Origin of the sequence: Enterobacter huaxiensis (genome assembly GCF_003594935.2) — a bacterium.
Classification (GTDB): domain Bacteria; phylum Pseudomonadota; class Gammaproteobacteria; order Enterobacterales; family Enterobacteriaceae; genus Enterobacter; species Enterobacter huaxiensis.
This window is the reverse complement of record NZ_CP043342.1, coordinates 1,836,810-1,853,208: the sequence shown is the minus strand read 5'-3', so window position 1 is coordinate 1,853,208 and position 16,399 is coordinate 1,836,810. Positions and strand designations below refer to the sequence as shown.

21 protein-coding genes are annotated in these 16,399 nt (G+C 57.5%); 16 read left to right on the top strand and 5 right to left on the bottom strand.

The genetic code is table 11. From position 1 onward, the window contains the following. Positions 1–76: 76 nt before the first annotated feature. Positions 77–490: a lipoprotein YedD gene (gene yedD / locus D5067_RS08800; RefSeq protein ID WP_119938410.1), complete on the bottom strand. Its 414-nt coding sequence runs from the start codon at positions 488–490 to the stop codon at positions 77–79. A gap of 75 nt (positions 491–565) precedes the next feature. Next, on the bottom strand, positions 566–880 hold the full coding sequence (gene fliE / locus D5067_RS08795; RefSeq protein WP_119938409.1) for a flagellar hook-basal body complex protein FliE: 315 nt from the start codon (positions 878–880) through the stop codon (positions 566–568). A 228-nt stretch (positions 881–1,108) separates the two neighbouring features. Between fliE and fliF the strand changes: the two genes are divergently transcribed. From fliF to rcsA, 14 genes are all read left to right on the top strand, one after another. Beyond that, positions 1,109–2,797: a flagellar basal-body MS-ring/collar protein FliF gene (gene fliF / locus D5067_RS08790; RefSeq protein ID WP_119938407.1), complete on the top strand. Its 1,689-nt coding sequence runs from the start codon at positions 1,109–1,111 to the stop codon at positions 2,795–2,797. Beyond that, on the top strand, positions 2,790–3,788 hold the full coding sequence (fliG, locus tag D5067_RS08785; protein WP_119938405.1) for a flagellar motor switch protein FliG: 999 nt from the start codon (positions 2,790–2,792) through the stop codon (positions 3,786–3,788). The genes fliF and fliG overlap by 8 nt, the downstream gene beginning before the upstream one ends. Beyond that, positions 3,781–4,488 carry a flagellar assembly protein FliH gene (gene fliH, locus D5067_RS08780; RefSeq protein ID WP_119938403.1) on the top strand — a complete coding sequence of 236 codons (708 nt, stop codon included), beginning with the start codon at positions 3,781–3,783 and terminating at the stop codon, positions 4,486–4,488. The genes fliG and fliH overlap by 8 nt, the downstream gene beginning before the upstream one ends. Beyond that, on the top strand, positions 4,488–5,858 hold the full coding sequence (gene fliI / locus D5067_RS08775; RefSeq protein WP_119938401.1) for a flagellar protein export ATPase FliI: 1,371 nt from the start codon (positions 4,488–4,490) through the stop codon (positions 5,856–5,858). Before fliH ends, fliI begins: the two co-directional genes overlap by 1 nt. A gap of 21 nt (positions 5,859–5,879) precedes the next feature. After that, positions 5,880–6,323, top strand: a complete 444-nt coding sequence (gene fliJ, locus D5067_RS08770; protein WP_119938400.1) for a flagellar export protein FliJ — start codon at positions 5,880–5,882, stop codon at positions 6,321–6,323. Then, the gene (gene fliK, locus D5067_RS08765) at positions 6,320–7,558 is read left to right on the top strand and encodes a flagellar hook length control protein FliK (protein WP_119938398.1); all 1,239 of its coding nucleotides are present in this window, start codon (positions 6,320–6,322) and stop codon (positions 7,556–7,558) included. The genes fliJ and fliK overlap by 4 nt, the downstream gene beginning before the upstream one ends. A 105-nt stretch (positions 7,559–7,663) precedes the next feature. Next, positions 7,664–8,134, top strand: coding sequence for a flagellar basal body-associated protein FliL (gene fliL / locus D5067_RS08760; RefSeq protein WP_119938396.1), 471 nt, complete (start codon positions 7,664–7,666; stop codon positions 8,132–8,134). 4 nt (positions 8,135–8,138) lie between these two features. Beyond that, positions 8,139–9,143, top strand: coding sequence for a flagellar motor switch protein FliM (gene fliM / locus D5067_RS08755; protein ID WP_119938395.1), 1,005 nt, complete (start codon positions 8,139–8,141; stop codon positions 9,141–9,143). Beyond that, complete coding sequence (gene fliN, locus D5067_RS08750) at positions 9,140–9,553, top strand: flagellar motor switch protein FliN (RefSeq protein ID WP_119938393.1); 414 nt, start codon at positions 9,140–9,142, stop codon at positions 9,551–9,553. Before fliM ends, fliN begins: the two co-directional genes overlap by 4 nt. Positions 9,554–9,555: 2 nt before the next feature. Continuing rightward, the gene (fliO, locus tag D5067_RS08745) at positions 9,556–9,930 is read left to right on the top strand and encodes a flagellar biosynthetic protein FliO (protein WP_119938391.1); all 375 of its coding nucleotides are present in this window, start codon (positions 9,556–9,558) and stop codon (positions 9,928–9,930) included. After that, complete coding sequence (fliP, locus tag D5067_RS08740; protein WP_119938390.1) at positions 9,930–10,667, top strand: flagellar type III secretion system pore protein FliP; 738 nt, start codon at positions 9,930–9,932, stop codon at positions 10,665–10,667. Before fliO ends, fliP begins: the two co-directional genes overlap by 1 nt. Before the next feature lie 9 nt (positions 10,668–10,676). Further along, complete coding sequence (fliQ, locus tag D5067_RS08735) at positions 10,677–10,946, top strand: flagellar biosynthesis protein FliQ (RefSeq protein ID WP_003859587.1); 270 nt, start codon at positions 10,677–10,679, stop codon at positions 10,944–10,946. Positions 10,947–10,953: 7 nt separating this feature from the next. Next, positions 10,954–11,739, top strand: coding sequence for a flagellar biosynthetic protein FliR (fliR, locus tag D5067_RS08730; protein WP_119938388.1), 786 nt, complete (start codon positions 10,954–10,956; stop codon positions 11,737–11,739). Between the two features lie 296 nt (positions 11,740–12,035). Continuing rightward, positions 12,036–12,659, top strand: coding sequence for a transcriptional regulator RcsA (gene rcsA, locus D5067_RS08725; protein ID WP_119938387.1), 624 nt, complete (start codon positions 12,036–12,038; stop codon positions 12,657–12,659). 104 nt (positions 12,660–12,763) lie between these two features. Here the strand turns inward: rcsA and dsrB are convergent, their stop codons facing one another. Continuing rightward, positions 12,764–12,952 carry a protein DsrB gene (gene dsrB / locus D5067_RS08720; protein WP_199746098.1) on the bottom strand — a complete coding sequence of 63 codons (189 nt, stop codon included), beginning with the start codon at positions 12,950–12,952 and terminating at the stop codon, positions 12,764–12,766. A 127-nt stretch (positions 12,953–13,079) separates the two neighbouring features. Here dsrB and yodD point away from each other — a divergent pair, with 127 nt between their 5' ends. Beyond that, entirely contained in the window at positions 13,080–13,307 is a 228-nt protein-coding gene (gene yodD / locus D5067_RS08715; protein WP_119938385.1) for a YodD family peroxide/acid resistance protein, read from the top strand. Between the two features lie 297 nt (positions 13,308–13,604). After that, positions 13,605–14,405, top strand: a complete 801-nt coding sequence (locus D5067_RS08710; protein ID WP_119938384.1) for a mannosyl-3-phosphoglycerate phosphatase-related protein — start codon at positions 13,605–13,607, stop codon at positions 14,403–14,405. Here D5067_RS08710 and dgcQ read toward each other — a convergent pair. Beyond that, on the bottom strand, positions 14,390–16,090 hold the full coding sequence (gene dgcQ / locus D5067_RS08705) for a cellulose biosynthesis regulator diguanylate cyclase DgcQ (RefSeq protein WP_119938383.1): 1,701 nt from the start codon (positions 16,088–16,090) through the stop codon (positions 14,390–14,392). The genes D5067_RS08710 and dgcQ overlap by 16 nt on opposite strands. Before the next feature lie 53 nt (positions 16,091–16,143). Next, positions 16,144–16,326 (bottom strand): YodC family protein, encoded by a 183-nt coding sequence (locus tag D5067_RS08700; RefSeq protein WP_119938382.1) that lies wholly within the window; start codon positions 16,324–16,326, stop codon positions 16,144–16,146. Positions 16,327–16,399 lie beyond the last annotated feature (73 nt).

Genomic DNA, 16,399 nt, shown 5'->3' with positions numbered 1-16,399 from the left:
GGCTTCGCCTTACCCGGCCTACGAGAGTGTAGCCGTTTGTAGGCCGGGTAAGGCGAAGCCGCCACCCGGCAACGCGTCAAGGCGCCTTGCTCTCCAGCGGATTCTTGTTCAGGTAGTCCGCGCACTCCACCGTTGGACGGTCAACCTTCTGCAGCTCCATCCCATCGTACTCAAGCGTCATCCCGTCGCGTTCAAGCGGGTAGACATCCAGCTTGCGGGTCACGTTATAGTAATCATCCGAACGCAGCATGATCTTACCCGGCACCGCCACCACGCGCTGCCACTGACGGCAATCCAGGGTGTCGCCCTCTTCCGTCACCACCAGCGTGGCAATCGCTTCCGGGCTCACCATTTTGCTTTGCGGCCCTTTTGACTGCCAGTAGCCTGCCAGGTGCGATGGCACAGGATGCTTGATGACGTCCTGATAATTATCGACCTGAACACATCCGGTTAACGCCAGCAGCGCACCCACAATTGCTATCTTTTTCATCATCTTTCCTGCATGCGAAGAAAAAAATATTGTGGCATTAAAGCGCTGAGGCTGCCAGAGGAAGATGAGACGGTTTTACACCTGCATGCCCATCACTTCCTGATAAGCAGACACCAGCTTGTTACGCACCTGAAGCCCCATCTGCAAAGACACTGACGCTTTTTGCAGATCGGCCATCACATCGTTCAGCGCCACGCCCGGTTCACCGAGGGTGAATTTTTCTGCCTGGGTACGCGCGGCGGTTTGTTTATCGCTAATACGGTCAAGAGCGGCGTTCAGCTGCCCTGCAAAGCTGATGCTCGGCTGCTCGTCCATCACGTTCTGATTACGGGCCGTCATCGCGGTTGCCTGCAACTGACTGATTACCCCTTCAATGCCCTGTATAGCCATGACTTTCCCCTGGATGGTTTTTTACGCGGTCAAGACTAACAGCTTGTCAATAAGATAAAGGCGGTAAATAGCGTTAAAAAACCAGGTTATTTGACGCATAGAAAATCCCGAATCATCAAATAATGGCTGGGCCATACGTATGGAACTTTTGTCGTGTTTGCCGACCCGGGAGTCAGTTTTGTTTCTCTACACGAATAACGTAAATCACCAGGATTTAAGAGGTGCGCAATGAGTGCGACAGCAGCATCGACAGCGCCACAGAATAAATCACTCGAGTGGATGAACCGCCTTCGCGCGAACCCTAAAATCCCGTTGATCGTGGCAGGCGCTGCCGCCATTGCGATCCTGGTTGCGATGGTCCTGTGGGCAAAAAGCCCTGATTACCGCACGCTTTACAGCAATCTCTCCGATCAGGATGGCGGCGCCATCGTCACCCAGCTTACCCAGATGAACATCCCCTATCGCTTTGCCGATAACGGCGGCGCGCTTGAAGTACCGGCAGATAAAGTGCATGAGCTGCGCCTGCGTCTGGCTCAGCAGGGGCTGCCGAAAGGGGGTGCCGTCGGGTTTGAACTGCTGGACCAGGAAAAATTCGGCATCAGCCAGTTCAGCGAGCAGGTGAACTACCAGCGCGCGCTGGAAGGTGAACTGGCCCGTACGATTGAAACCTTAGGCCCGGTGAAGAGTGCGCGCGTGCACCTTGCCATGCCTAAACCGTCGCTGTTCGTTCGTGAACAAAAATCCCCGTCTGCGTCCGTCACCGTCAACCTCGAGCCGGGCCGCGCGCTGGACGAAGGGCAAATCAGCGCCGTGACGCATCTGGTCTCCAGCGCCGTAGCGGGTTTACCGCCGGGTAACGTGACGTTAGTCGATCAGAGCGGGCATCTGCTGACGCAAAACAACAGCGCCGGTCGCGACCTTAACGACGCGCAGCTGAAATACGCCGCCGATGTCGAAGGCCGCCTGCAGCGCCGTATCGAAGCAATCCTCGGCCCGGTAGTGGGCAACAGCAACGTCCACGCGCAGGTCACCGCGCAGATCGACTTCGCCAATAAAGAGCAGACCGAAGAGCAGTACAGCCCGAACGGCAACCCGGCCCAGGCCGTGATGCGTTCTCGTCAGATTAATGAAAACGAGCAGGTTGGCGGCCCTTACCCCGGCGGCGTGCCGGGCGCGCTCTCGAACCAGCCGGCGCCGGCCAACGCCGCGCCGATTACCACGCCTGCGGCTAACCAGAACCCGCAGAATGGTCAGCAAAACGCTCAGCAGACCACCTCGACGGCGAACAGCGCGGGTCCACGGACCAGCAGCCGTAACGAGACGACTAACTTCGAAGTCGACCGCACCATTCGCCACACCAAACTCAACGTGGGCGACGTTCAGCGCCTGTCCGTTGCCGTAGTGGTCAACTACAAAACGCTGCCGGACGGCAAGCCTCTGCCGCTGACCGCCGAGCAGATGAAGCAGATTGAAGACCTGACCCGCGAAGCGATGGGTTATTCAGAAAAACGTGGCGATACCCTCAACGTGGTGAACTCTCCGTTCAACTCGGTTGACGAAACGGGCGGTGAGCTGCCGTTCTGGCAACAGCAGGCGTTTATCGATCAGCTGATGTCCGCGGGCCGCTGGCTGCTGGTGCTGATTGTCGCATGGCTGCTATGGCGCAAAGGCGTTCGCCCTCAGCTTCAGCGTCGTGCTGCCGCCGAGAAAGCCGCGCTGGAACAGATGAACAACCGTCAGGAAGTGGAAGAAGCGGTAGAAGTCCGCCTCAGCAAAGACGAACAGATGCAGCAGCGCCGTGCTAACCAGCGCATGGGCGCCGAGGTGATGAGCCAGCGTATTCGCGAAATGTCAGATAACGATCCGCGCGTCGTCGCGCTGGTCATCCGCGGTTGGATGGGTAACGAACATGAGTAACGAGCTTTCAGGTACCGATAAGAGCGTCATCCTGCTGATGACCATTGGTGAAGACCGCGCGGCGGAGGTGTTTAAACACCTCTCGCAGCGAGAAGTACAAATTCTCTCTGCGGCCATGGCCAACGTGCGTCAGATCTCCAACAAGCAGCTGACCGAAGTGCTGGCGGAGTTTGAGCAGGAGGCCGAACAGTTTGCCGCGCTCAACGTCAACGCCAACGAATACCTGCGCTCCGTGCTGGTCAAGGCGCTGGGCGAAGAGCGTGCCGCCAGCCTGCTGGAAGACATTCTGGAAACGCGCGATACCGCCAGCGGGATCGAGACGCTCAACTTTATGGAGCCGCAGAGTGCCGCCGACCTTATTCGCGACGAGCACCCGCAGATCATCGCCACCATCCTGGTGCACCTCAAGCGCGGCCAGGCGGCCGATATTCTGGCGCTGTTCGAAGAGCGCCTGCGCCACGATGTGATGCTGCGTATCGCCACCTTTGGCGGCGTCCAGCCAGCCGCGCTGGCGGAGCTGACCGAAGTGCTGAACAACCTGCTCGACGGCCAGAACCTCAAGCGCAGCAAAATGGGCGGCGTGAGAACGGCGGCAGAGATCATCAACCTGATGAAAACGCAGCAGGAAGAAGCGGTTATTACGGCCGTTCGCGAGTTCGACGGCGAGCTGGCGCAGAAAATTATCGACGAGATGTTCCTGTTCGAAAACCTGGTCGAAGTGGACGACCGCAGCATCCAGCGCCTGCTCCAGGAAGTGGATTCCGAATCGCTGCTTATCGCCCTCAAAGGCGCCGAACAGCCGCTGCGCGAGAAGTTCCTGCGCAACATGTCCCAGCGTGCGGCAGATATCCTGCGCGACGACCTGGCCAACCGCGGCCCTGTCCGCCTGTCTCAGGTGGAAAACGAACAGAAGGCGATCCTGCTTATCGTTCGTCGTCTGGCGGAAACCGGCGAGATGGTGATTGGCAGCGGAGACGACACCTATGTCTGATGAGCTGTCGTGGAAGCGCTGGACGCCCGACGACCTGGCCCCTCCTCTCTCGGAGTTCACCCCTGCCATGCTGTCGCCCGACGAGGGCGACGAGGACGCCGCTCCCCCTTCGCTGAGCGAAGAGGAACAGCGCGCCCAGATGCTGGCACAGCTGCAGATGCAGGCGCACGAACAGGGCTTTACCGCGGGGATGAATGAGGGCCGACAGAAAGGACAGGAACAAGGTTACCAGGAAGGCCTCGCAAAAGGTTTAGAGCAGGGCATTGAGCAGGCGCGCCAGCAGCAGGCGCCGCTGCACGCCCGCATGCAGCAGCTGGTGAGCGAATTTCAGCACACCCTCGATGCGCTCGACAGCGTGATCGCCTCGCGCCTGATGCAGATGGCGCTGGAGGCGGCGCGTCAGGTTATCGGCCAGACGCCAGCCGTCGATAACACGGCGCTGATTAAACAGATCCAGGGCCTGCTTCAGCAGGAGCCGCTGTTCAGCGGCAAACCGCAGCTGCGCGTGCATCCCGATGATTTACAGCGCGTTGAAGAGAGCCTGGGCGCAACGTTAAGCCTGCACGGCTGGCGGCTGCGCGGCGACCCGTCGCTGCATCACGGAGGCTGTAAAGTCTCCGCCGATGAAGGCGATCTTGACGCCAGCGTGGCCACCCGCTGGCAGGAACTGTGCCGCCTGGCGGCGCCGGGAGTCGTCTGATGACCGCACGCCTTACGCGCTGGCTCAACACCCTTGATAACTTTGAAACGAAGATGGCGCAGCTGCCGTCCGTTCGTCGTTATGGACGACTGACCCGCGCGACCGGCCTGGTGCTGGAAGCCACGGGCCTGCAGCTTCCGCTCGGTGCGACATGCGTCATCGAACGTCAGGACGGGCTGGAAATGCGCGAGGTGGAAAGCGAGGTCGTCGGTTTTAACGGCCAGCGCCTGTTCCTGATGCCGCTCGAAGAGGTCGAAGGGGTTTTGCCCGGCGCGCGCGTCTACGCTAAAAACAGCTCAGGCGACGGCCTGCAGAGCGGCAAACAGCTGCCGCTTGGCCCGGCGCTGCTCGGGCGCGTGCTGGACGGGAGCGGTAAACCGCTCGACGGCCTGCCCGCGCCGGACACCACGGAAACCGGCGCGCTGATCACCCAGCCGTTTAACCCCCTGCAGCGTACCCCCATCGAGCACGTGCTCGATACCGGCGTGCGCCCGATTAACGCCCTCCTCACCGTTGGGCGCGGGCAGCGTATGGGCCTGTTTGCCGGCTCCGGCGTCGGGAAATCCGTTCTGCTCGGCATGATGGCGCGCTATACGCAGGCCGACGTGATCGTCGTGGGTCTGATTGGCGAACGTGGCCGTGAGGTCAAAGACTTCATCGAAAACATTCTGGGCGCGGAAGGCCGCGCCCGCTCGGTGGTCATCGCCGCTCCCGCGGACGTGTCGCCGCTGCTGCGCATGCAGGGTGCCGCCTACGCAACCCGCATCGCCGAAGATTTCCGCGACCGCGGCCAGCACGTGCTGCTGATCATGGACTCACTCACCCGTTACGCAATGGCGCAGCGCGAAATCGCGCTCGCTATCGGCGAGCCGCCGGCGACCAAAGGGTATCCGCCTTCGGTCTTTGCCAAGCTCCCTGCCCTGGTGGAGCGCGCGGGGAACGGCATCAGCGGCGGCGGCTCCGTCACCGCATTCTATACGGTCCTGACCGAGGGCGATGACCAGCAGGACCCGATTGCCGACTCCGCGCGTGCGATCCTCGACGGTCACATCGTGCTCTCGCGACGCCTGGCCGAAGCCGGGCACTACCCGGCTATCGACATTGAAGCCTCAATCAGCCGCGCGATGACGGCGCTGATTACCGAGAAGCACTACGCCCGCGTGCGTAACTTCAAACAACTGCTCTCCAGCTTCCAGCGCAACCGCGATTTGGTGAGCGTTGGGGCGTATGCCAAAGGCAGCGACCCGATGCTCGACAAGGCGATTACCCTGTGGCCGCAGCTGGAAGCGTTTTTGCAACAAGGTATTTTTGAACGCGCCGACTGGGAAGACTCAATCCAGGCTCTGGATCTGATTTTCCCGCAGGTGTAACACAGGTGGAGGGCGACGGTCATGGCGCAAAACAGCGCGTTATCAACGCTGAAAGATCTGGCAGAAAAAGAAGTTGATGATGCCGCACTGCAGCTTGGCGCAATGCGACGCGGGTGCCAGCAGGCTGAGGAGCAGTTGAGGATGTTAATCGACTATCAGCATGAATATCGCACCAACCTGAATACCGATATGACGCAGGGCATTGGCAGCCAGCGCTGGATCAACTATCAGCAGTTTATTCAGACGCTGGAAAAGGCGATTGAACAGCACCGCCAGCAGCTAAACCAGTGGACCCAGAAAGTCGATACCGCGCTCAATTTCTGGCGCGAGAAAAAGCAGCGGCTGCAGGCCTGGCAAACCCTACAGGACAGACAGATAGCCGCGACAACCCTGGCGGAAAACCGTCTGGATCAGAAAAAAATGGATGAGTTTGCCCAGCGCGCATCAATGAGGAAACCGGAATGATCACACTGCAACAACTGCTGACCACCGACAGCGACCTGTCCGGCACCACGCTGACGGGAAAAGGCGCTGAAGACGGTGCGCAGGACTTTCTCTCCCTGCTGGCGGGTGCGCTAACGGATGCCACCGGGCAGGGCACCGATGCGCCGCTGACCCTCGCCGATCTCAAAGCCGCGGGCAGCAAGCTGGCAAAAGTGGCACCGCAGGACGATAGCAAAACCGCGCTGCAGGCCAAAATTGCCGATTTGCTCTCACTTAAGGATACGGCGCCTGCCGACGACGCGGCGCCAGCCAGCGTCCTTCAAACGCTGGTATCCGGGCTGATGCCTGCCGCCCACGGCGACGCGCTGAAGACGCTGACCAACGCCGCAGCGAAAGAGGACGGTAAAACCGACCTGAGCGAAGAAGAGCTCGCGGGGCTGAGCGCGCTGATGGCCATGCTACCGCACCAGCAAACCGCGACGGCTGCCGCACCGGAGGCGACTGGCACCGAAGGGATTACCGCCCGGGCCCCCCTCACCTCGGCGCTCCCGTCGTCCGGCAGCGGCCAACAGGCGCTGGCAGGGCAGGAAAAAGCACCGGCGCAATCGGGTTATCAGCCCGTGGCGCAACCCGCTGACAATTCATTGCCAGCCGGTGCGGCCGTCGCGCCAGCCGTAGCGGCGTCCGCTGAAAAGCAGGATATCGCGAGCAGCGCGTCGTCCACCTCGTCCACCTCGCCCACCGCGACGATAGCCCCGGTCGTAGGCAGCCATGTTGCCTCACAGCCTGCGGCGACGGTTGCTACCGCGCCGGTGTTAAGCCAGCCGCTGGGAACCAGCGAATGGCAACAAACGTTAAGCCAGCACATCACGCTGTTTACCCGACAGGGCCAGCAGACCGCTGAACTGCGTCTGCACCCGGAAGATCTGGGTCAGGTACAAATTTCGCTTAAGCTTGATGATAACCAGGCCCAGCTGCAGATGGTTTCTGCGCACAGCCATGTGCGTGCGGCTCTCGAAGCCGCGCTCCCTATGCTGCGCACCTCACTTGCGGAAAACGGTATTCAGCTTTCGCAGAGCAGCGTAAGCAGCGAGAGCTTTGCCGGGCAGCAGCAGTCGTCTTCTCAGCAGCAGCACCAGGCTTCGCGTTCCGGTCAAAACGGCACGTTTAATGAAGAGAGCGATGAATTACTGCCGACGCCTGCTGCACTGCAATCCTCCGCGCGCGGGAACGGTGCGGTAGACATCTTTGCCTAACGCCCGAGGTAGCGTGATTATCCCCGTCTTTTCCACGCTTTGAGATAAGGCGGACACGGGATAATCACCGTATTAAGCTGTACCGAAACAGGAAGCTCGTATCAGATGACTGACTCCGCTATCACCAAAAAAAGTAAGCGTTCCATCTGGATCCCGCTGCTGGTGTTGATCACGCTCGCCGCCTGCGCTACCGCGGGCTATAGTTACTGGCGCATGCAGCAGGAACCTTCCGGCGCTGCGGCCAAAGCCGAAGCACCGCCCCCGCCGGCACCGGTATTTTTCCCACTGGATACCTTCACCGTTAACCTGGGCGATGCGGACCGTGTGCTGTACGTGGGTATTACGCTGCGTCTGAAGGACGAAGCGACCCGCGCCCGTCTGAACGATTACCTTCCTGAAGTGCGTAGCCGTCTTCTGCTGCTGTTCTCGCGTCAGGACGCTTCGACGCTTGCCACCGACGACGGTAAGCAAAAACTGGTCGACGCAATTAAGCAAACGCTGGCGACCCCGCTGGTAAACGGCCAACCTAAGCAGGAAGTCACCGACGTTCTGTATACAGCCTTCATACTGCGGTAACGACATGGGCGACAGTATTCTTTCTCAGGCAGAAATCGATGCGCTGCTTAACGGCGACAGCGATAAAAGTGACGATCCGAAACCGGGGCTGAGCGGCGACGATAATATTCGTCCCTATGACCCGAATACCCAGCGTCGCGTGGTACGCGAACGTCTGCAGGCGCTGGAGATCATCAACGAACGTTTTGCGCGTCAGTTCCGTATGGGGCTGTTTAACCTGCTGCGCCGCAGCCCGGACATCACCGTCGGTGCGATCCGCATTCAGCCGTACCACGAGTTTGCCCGCAACCTGCCGGTGCCAACCAACCTTAACCTTATTCACCTGAAGCCGCTGCGCGGCACGGGGCTGGTGGTGTTTTCGCCAAGCCTGGTATTTATCGCGGTGGATAACCTGTTCGGGGGCGATGGCCGCTTCCCCACCAAAGTGGAAGGGCGCGAATTTACCCACACCGAGCAGCGCGTGATTAACCGCATGCTGAAGCTGGCGCTGGACTCCTATAGCGACGCGTGGAAAGCGATTAATCCGCTGGAAGTGGAGTACGTGCGTTCTGAGATGCAGGTGAAATTTACGAATATCACCACCTCGCCGAACGATATCGTGGTCAACACGCCGTTCCACGTGGAGATCGGCAACCTGACCGGCGAGTTCAATATCTGCCTGCCGTTCAGCATGATTGAACCCCTGCGCGAGCTGCTGGTGAACCCGCCGCTGGAGAACTCGCGCAACGAGGATCAAAACTGGCGCGAAAACCTGGTGCGCCAGGTGCAGCACTCGCAGCTGGAGCTGGTGGCCAACTTTGCCGACATCTCCATGCGGCTATCCCAGATCCTGAAATTACAACCCGGCGACGTTCTGCCGATAGACAAACCCGACCGCATCATTGCCCACGTAGATGGCGTACCCGTGCTGACAAGCCAGTACGGCACCATAAACGGCCAGTATGCGTTACGCGTTGAGCACTTGATCAACCCGATATTGAATTCGCTGAATGAGGAACAGCCCAAATGAGTGACATGAACAATCCGTCCGATGAAAACAGCGGAGCACTGGACGATCTGTGGGCTGACGCGTTAAACGAGCAAAAAGCACCGGCAGGCAAAAGCGCGGCGGACGCGGTATTCCAGCAGCTGGGCGGCGGTGACGTCAGCGGCACGCTGCAGGACATCGACCTGATTATGGATATCCCGGTGAAGCTGACCGTGGAGCTGGGCCGTACCCGCATGACCATCAAAGAGCTGCTGCGCCTGACCCAGGGTTCCGTGGTCGCGCTTGACGGCCTGGCCGGCGAGCCGCTGGATATCCTGATCAACGGCTATCTGATTGCCCAGGGTGAAGTGGTCGTCGTCGCCGATAAATACGGCGTGCGTATTACCGACATCATTACCCCGTCTGAACGCATGCGTCGTCTGAGCCGTTAAGAATGAAAACCCAGGCAACAATATCACAACCCTCCGCGGTACCGGGTTCACCGCTGCTCCAGGTGAGCGGCGCCCTGTTCGGTATTATTGCCTTCATTCTCATTGCCGCCTGGCTGGCAAAACGTTTTGGCCTGGCGGGTAAAACCGCCGCTGCGCGTGGCCTGAAGGTCAGCGCCAGCACGTCGCTGGGGCCACGCGAGCGCGTGGTCATTGTCGACGTGGAGGATACGCGCCTGGTCCTGGGCATTACCGCGTCAAACATCAGCGTATTACATAAACTGCCGCCTGCACCCGTTCCGGTTGATGAGAGCGCAGAAGCCCCTGCGGATTTTCAGTCCGTCATGAAGAGTTTGCTTAAGCGTTCCGGGAGATCCTGATGCGCCGTTTGTTATCCCTTACGCTTGCGGGCCTGGCCCTGTTTGCGCCCGCCGTGCACGCGCAGCTGCCAGGCCTGGTCTCTACCCCCCTTGCCGGGGGTGCACAAAGCTGGTCGCTCTCCGTTCAGACCCTGGTTTTCATCACCTCGCTGACGTTTATCCCCGCCATTCTGCTGATGATGACCAGCTTCACGCGCATCATCATCGTGTTTGGCCTGCTGCGAAACGCGCTGGGTACGCCGTCCGCACCGCCGAACCAGGTGCTGCTCGGCCTATCCCTGTTTTTGACCTTTTTCATTATGTCGCCGGTGATCGACAAGATTTACACCGACGCCTACCAGCCGTTCAGCGAAGACAAAATTTCCATGCAGGTTGCGCTGGAGAAAGGCGCGCAGCCGCTGCGTGAGTTTATGCTGCGCCAGACCCGTGAAGCCGATTTAGCCCTGTTTGCCCGCCTGGCCAACACCGGCGAACTTCAGGGCCCTGAAGCCGTGCCGATGCGCATTTTGCTGCCCGCCTACGTGACCAGCGAGCTGAAAACGGCGTTCCAGATAGGCTTCACCATCTTCATTCCGTTCCTGATTATCGACCTGGTGATCGCCAGCGTGCTGATGGCGTTGGGGATGATGATGGTTCCGCCTGCGACCATCGCCCTGCCCTTTAAAATCATGCTTTTTGTGCTGGTTGACGGCTGGCAGCTTCTTGTCAGCTCGCTGGCACAGAGCTTTTACAGCTAAGGGGCCGCAATGACGCCAGAATCGGTCATGATGATGGGCACGGAAGCGATGAAAGTCGCGATTGCCGTTGCCGCCCCCCTGCTGCTCGTTGCGCTGGTGACCGGCCTTATCATCAGCATACTGCAGGCCGCCACGCAGATTAACGAAATGACGCTGTCGTTCATCCCCAAAATTATCGCCGTCTTCGTGGCGATTATCGTTGCCGGGCCGTGGATGCTGAACCTGCTGCTGGACTACATGCGCAACCTGTTTACCAATCTGCCGTATATCATCGGCTGACGCGACGATGCTGCATTTCACCAGCGATCAAATGGTTCAGTGGCTTGGCGTCTATTTCTGGCCCATGCTGCGCATCATGGCGCTTATCTCTACCGCCCCCATTCTGAGCGAAAAATCGATACCCAAGCGGGTCAAAGTGGGTCTGGGCATGATAATCACGGTTATCGTCGCACCGACCCTGCCGCCGGTTGAGATCCCCATTTTTTCCGCCAACGCGGCGTGGGTGGCCCTGCAGCAGGTCATGATTGGCGTTGCCGTCGGGTTTACCATGCAGCTCGCCTTTGCCGCCGTGCGAACGGCCGGCGAGCTGATCGGCCTGCAGATGGGTCTCTCCTTTGCGACCTTTGTCGACCCCGGCAGCCATCTCAACATGCCGGTGATTGCGCGTATAATCGACCTGCTGGCGATGCTGCTGTTCCTCTCGTTCAACGGCCACCTGTGGCTGATCTCAATGCTGGTGGATACGTTCCACACGCTGCCGATTGGCGAAAATCCGGTGAACAGCAATGCCTTCCTGGCTCTCGTTCGCGCGGCCGGTCTGATTTTCCTCAACGGGCTCATGCTGGCGCTGCCGATCATCACCCTGCTGCTGACGGTCAACCTTTCATTAGGTTTGTTGAACAGAATGGCCCCGCAGCTATCCGTATTTGTCATCGGTTTCCCGGTTACGTTGACGGTGGGTCTTTTATTAATGTCATTGCTGATGCCGCTTATCGCCCCGTTCTGTGAACATTTATTCAGCGAGATATTTAATCTGCTGGCCGATATTGTCAGCGAATTGCCACGAAAATAATAAACCTTAATGTTTGCAGTGTCTTCCTGAGGATATTCCTAAAATAAAACATGAAAAACATCTTCCAGGATATATCTGACGCGGTTTAATTGTTTCTAACCACCTCACAATACTTAATATTTACTTTACTTTAAGATGATTCCTGGCAAATTATACGTAACTTTACGGGATAGTGAGTTCGCCTGAAAGTCTTTGTCATGCTCACAGGTTTTATTACGTTTTTCCATCCCGTATGGCTGTTTATGAGCTCTCAGGCAGATGGTGAATTATCGTTACGCATTGAGTGAGGGTATGCCATGTCAACGATCATTATGGATTTATGCAGCTACACCCGGCTAGGGTTAACCGGGTACCTGGCAAGCAGAGGGGTAAGAAAGAGAGACATCAACGATGCACACACCGTTGACGAACTCGAAGCCGCTTGTGATGAACACAAGCCCGGCGTGGTGTTTATTAATGAGGACTGTTTTATTCACGATCCAGCCAACAGTCAGCACATTAAGCAAATCATTAATCAGCATCCTAAGACATTGTTTATTGTTTTTATGGCGATCGCAAATATCCATTTTGATGAATATTTGTTGGTCCGTAAAAATTTACTGATCAGTTCGAAATCAATTAAGCCCGAGTCGCTGGATGACATTTTGGGTGATTATTTGAATAAAGAAGTTAAGAATGTAGGAGCGGTTAACTTACCCACTCTATCATTAAGCAGAACTGAATCAAGCATGCTAAAAATGTGGATGGCTGGACAAGGGACAATTCAGATTTCTGACCAGATGAATATTAAGGCAAAAACGGTTTCGTCACACAAAGGCAATATTAAAAGGAAGATTAAAACGCATAATAAGCAAGTGATCTATCATGTCGTCCGTCTGACGGATAATGTCACCAACGGAATTTTCGTCAATATGCGCTAGTCCGCCCAACACCTTCTGTACCCTACACGATCTCTGGCCTGGCCAGAGATTTTTGCATTTCACCGCTTCAGACGCCGGGGACGCGAACGCCACCCGACGCTCTGCTACTCTGCCGTTTCCACAAAGATGCCGTCCGGATGGCCCTGTTCATTAAAGAACCAGATGCCGAGCGGGTAGTCTTCCAGCGACACCAGATACATGGTGCCTTCATTAAACGCTTCTACAGCCAGCACCACGCCCGGCCGGCGCGGCCCGCCGTCCGTTTTGACAGTTACCCGATCGTTAACCTTCATACTTTCCTCCTGTGGTTTTGAGCCAGTGTAGAACAAAACGCAGTAACTGGCATCGACGCCTGGCGTGAATGGCGTTTTTGTGTGCGGTCTATACTTAAAAATGGACACGGTGAATGAGGAGCCCGGAATGAAGACCGAGAAAGAGTACAGCGACACCATCAAGCGTGAGGTGGAAGTGGATGTCGATGCCCTGCTTGCCGCTATCAATGAGGTCAGCGAGGCTGAAGTGCGTCGCACGGACGATGACTCAGACAGAGTGATTGTGAACGGGAGGGACTATCACACTTACCGCGAACTGGCCGAAGCGTTCGAGCTGGATATTCATGACTTCAGCGTGTCTGAAGCGAATCGGTAAGGTGAAAAAAATCCCGGTCATGGGGATGACCGGGATCAAACTTGCTTATGCAAGAAGCACTTGTAAATTCGTTACACCAGGAAATCTGATGTACGGGAAACACTATCCTTAACGAATTTGTCTTACAAGGATATATTCTTATGATTAATATCCTATTTCATATGTACGCGTTTTCGTTATGAGCAATAACCCCCACGGCGAGTGGGTTTGACGGGATCGGTTCCAGAACGAACGGTCGTTGCTGATAATTTTTTTAGGAATATTCTTAGAAAGCACTTATTCACATCAGGAGCCCTTATGCCTTCGCTGCAGGATCCACTATTGATTTTCACTGACCTGGACGGAACGCTGCTGGATATCCATACATACGACTGGCAGCCTGCGGCATCCTGGCTTGAAAGGCTTCAGGATGAGCAGATCCCCGTCATTCTTTGCAGCAGCAAAACGGCGGCGGAGATTGACGATATCCAGCAGGAACTGGGCCTGGCGGGTCTGCCTTTCATCGCAGAAAACGGCGCGGTCATACAGCCTGACGTTCGCTGGGAACCGGCGACACGCGTCGTTGGACGCCTGGCGCATGACGACATCTCTCACGCTCTCGCACAGATCCGCCAGCACGCGTCCTTTAAATTCACCTCTTTTGATGATGTTGACGAAGGGGTAATTGCCGAATGGACGGGGCTAAACCGCGTTCGGTCGCAGCTGGCGCGCCGCCATGAGGCGTCCGCGACGTTAATCTGGCGGGACAGCGATGAACAGCTGGCGCGCTTTGAAGAGGCGCTGGCCGCGCAGGGCTTAAAGATTGTGCAGGGAGCGCGCTTCTGGCACGTGCTGGACGCGCGGTGCGGCAAAGACGTGGCGGTTAACTGGCTGGTGGAGCAGTATCGCCTCCATGAAGGGCTTGAACCGATAACGCTGGGCCTGGGCGATGGGCCAAATGATGCCCCGCTGCTGGACAGCGTCAACGTTGCCGTCGTTGTCAAAGGCATTAACCGGCACGGCATCACGCTGAAGGATGACAGCCCCGCGCGGGTATATCACTCTCAGCGCCCCGGCCCCGCAGGCTGGCGCGAGGGGCTGGATCACTTCCTGTCGTGATCGCGCCAGACGACGCGGTTGCGCCCACCCTGCTTCGCCTCATACAGACGCACGTCGGCAATGGACTGCAGCTGTTCAAAATTATAATTCTCTTTTTCCTGCGCGCTGCTCACGCCCAGTGATGCGCTGACCCTCAGGGTGGTGCTCTTCTTAACCAGAATCTCCTTGCTGTCGATTCGTGAGCGGATCCGCTCTGCGACTTTGGCCGCCTCCTCCAGACCCAGCCCCGGCAGGACGACGCAAAACTCCTCTCCCCCCACTCTACCGGCGACGTCGTTAGTACGCAGCGCGCTGGCAATCAGACCCGCAGCATGAGACAGGACTTTATCACCGGTCTGATGGCCATAGCGGTCGTTAATGCTTTTGAAGTGGTCGAGGTCTATCTGGATAACCGAGAACGGCAGAGACTGCAGCCGGCACTCTCTTGCGAGGATTTTTGCCCGCTCAAACAACGCGCCACGATTATTCAGGCGGGTGAGCGGATCGTGCCAGGCCTGCCACTGGAGTGAATGCTGCAGCGCATACATGTTGCTGACCATGCGTCGAATCACCAGCCAGGAGATCAGCAGCATTGCCGTAAACAGCGCCCACAGCAGCGCCAGCACAATGCTGATGCTGCCAAAATCACCGCGAACGCCCTCGTGGAGGGTGTGCACGCGCAGGACAACGCCATCAAAGTGATCGAGGCGCGCCCAGCTGACGAAGCGGCTTCCCAGGCGAATGCCGCCCTGAGTATCGCTCTCTAAGGCATGTGCAATCTGCGCCATGTCGCGCTCGTCGAAGTGATTTATCTCACTTGTGGCAGAACCCGACGTGGCGATCGGATTGAGCCGGGTATCGTAAAGCTGATATTCCCCCTCGACGTGATCGTCCATTGCATCCACCAGCAGCCGCTTCATGGTGGCGAAGCTGAAGTCCATCGCCACCACGCCGTACCAGAAATGGTCATAGTAAATCGGCACGCTGGCCGTGATCAGGGGTTGGTTACCGGTAAAAATGGACGCGGGTGAAATAAACCAGCGGACGGCGCGGGCGCGGTTACTGCGCTCAGACTGCTGCGTAAACCAGGGCTGGACGACCAGCTGATAGTAGCGCGGGGAAATGTCCTGCTTGTGTAGCGGCGTGTCGGTAGCGAGAAAGAATCCGGCACGGGAGACATAAATTATGCGCTCCTCTTTTCGGGTATTTGATGACGCCAGGCGCAGCAGGTACCCCACTTCCAGCGCGGCAGAGAGCTCGTTTGGCAGACGCTCATCATCGCGGTTGAGCAGCGTTGTTTTTTCGACAAAGGCATCCGATACGCCGTTGAGGGGCAAGGTGCGGTCTTTATCCACCGCGATCTGCCAGTTCGAGGTGGCGCGCAGGGCCGCGAAGCGCCGGGCCGCATCGTGCAGCACACCGAATGCAAGAGGCGTTTGTAGCGCATCGCCCATGCTGTTGCGGAAGAAAAGCATCTTATCGACGCTAAACTGCAGCTGCCTGTCCAGCGAATTTGCAACCGTTTCCAGATGGTTACGCTGGCTGGAAATATAGGCATCCTCCAGCACCACGACTTCGCGCCAGGTCAGGAGGGTTGAGAAGACCAGCACCACGATAAAACAGAGATTGACAACCAGGCCGGGATTGCTACGTTTATGCAGCCATTGCTGAAAAGATCGTTTTACAACATAGGTATCGCGCTGCACACACACTCCCTGGTTGCCACGTAAAAACGCCCGGCGAACCGGGCGTTAAGTGATTAAGCCTTATCGCGATGTTGCCGTCCGTCACCCGGCTGAAGCTCGTCTTCACGAAATGCTTCCCGCTTGATGCCATAGCCATCATGCCACCGACACTCCACCATTCCGCTGGAATAGCCGGTGACGATCATGCGTGGACCGCCGCTCTTAGGCTTAACTTCATCACTGACCAAAAAGACCATACCCGCCTCCCGTATCAGGGTGAAACTGTTTCAATTTAGACGAGAAATAACCTTTTTGCATACCGGATAAGGT

What these genes read in the sequence shown, in the direction of transcription:
- yedD (WP_119938410.1), bottom strand. Translation starts at nt 490, where the DNA reads ATGAAAAAGATAGCAATTGTGGGTGCGCTGCTGGCGTTAACCGGATGT.
- fliE (WP_119938409.1), bottom strand. Translation starts at nt 880, where the DNA reads ATGGCTATACAGGGCATTGAAGGGGTAATCAGTCAGTTGCAGGCAACC.
- fliF (WP_119938407.1), top strand. Translation starts at nt 1,109, where the DNA reads ATGAGTGCGACAGCAGCATCGACAGCGCCACAGAATAAATCACTCGAG.
- fliG (WP_119938405.1), top strand. Translation starts at nt 2,790, where the DNA reads ATGAGTAACGAGCTTTCAGGTACCGATAAGAGCGTCATCCTGCTGATG.
- fliH (WP_119938403.1), top strand. Translation starts at nt 3,781, where the DNA reads ATGTCTGATGAGCTGTCGTGGAAGCGCTGGACGCCCGACGACCTGGCC.
- fliI (WP_119938401.1), top strand. Translation starts at nt 4,488, where the DNA reads ATGACCGCACGCCTTACGCGCTGGCTCAACACCCTTGATAACTTTGAA.
- fliJ (WP_119938400.1), top strand. Translation starts at nt 5,880, where the DNA reads ATGGCGCAAAACAGCGCGTTATCAACGCTGAAAGATCTGGCAGAAAAA.
- fliK (WP_119938398.1), top strand. Translation starts at nt 6,320, where the DNA reads ATGATCACACTGCAACAACTGCTGACCACCGACAGCGACCTGTCCGGC.
- fliL (WP_119938396.1), top strand. Translation starts at nt 7,664, where the DNA reads ATGACTGACTCCGCTATCACCAAAAAAAGTAAGCGTTCCATCTGGATC.
- fliM (WP_119938395.1), top strand. Translation starts at nt 8,139, where the DNA reads ATGGGCGACAGTATTCTTTCTCAGGCAGAAATCGATGCGCTGCTTAAC.
- fliN (WP_119938393.1), top strand. Translation starts at nt 9,140, where the DNA reads ATGAGTGACATGAACAATCCGTCCGATGAAAACAGCGGAGCACTGGAC.
- fliO (WP_119938391.1), top strand. Translation starts at nt 9,556, where the DNA reads ATGAAAACCCAGGCAACAATATCACAACCCTCCGCGGTACCGGGTTCA.
- fliP (WP_119938390.1), top strand. Translation starts at nt 9,930, where the DNA reads ATGCGCCGTTTGTTATCCCTTACGCTTGCGGGCCTGGCCCTGTTTGCG.
- fliQ (WP_003859587.1), top strand. Translation starts at nt 10,677, where the DNA reads ATGACGCCAGAATCGGTCATGATGATGGGCACGGAAGCGATGAAAGTC.
- fliR (WP_119938388.1), top strand. Translation starts at nt 10,954, where the DNA reads ATGCTGCATTTCACCAGCGATCAAATGGTTCAGTGGCTTGGCGTCTAT.
- rcsA (WP_119938387.1), top strand. Translation starts at nt 12,036, where the DNA reads ATGTCAACGATCATTATGGATTTATGCAGCTACACCCGGCTAGGGTTA.
- dsrB (WP_199746098.1), bottom strand. Translation starts at nt 12,952, where the DNA reads ATGAAGGTTAACGATCGGGTAACTGTCAAAACGGACGGCGGGCCGCGC.
- yodD (WP_119938385.1), top strand. Translation starts at nt 13,080, where the DNA reads ATGAAGACCGAGAAAGAGTACAGCGACACCATCAAGCGTGAGGTGGAA.
- D5067_RS08710 (WP_119938384.1), top strand. Translation starts at nt 13,605, where the DNA reads ATGCCTTCGCTGCAGGATCCACTATTGATTTTCACTGACCTGGACGGA.
- D5067_RS08700 (WP_119938382.1), bottom strand. Translation starts at nt 16,326, where the DNA reads ATGGTCTTTTTGGTCAGTGATGAAGTTAAGCCTAAGAGCGGCGGTCCA.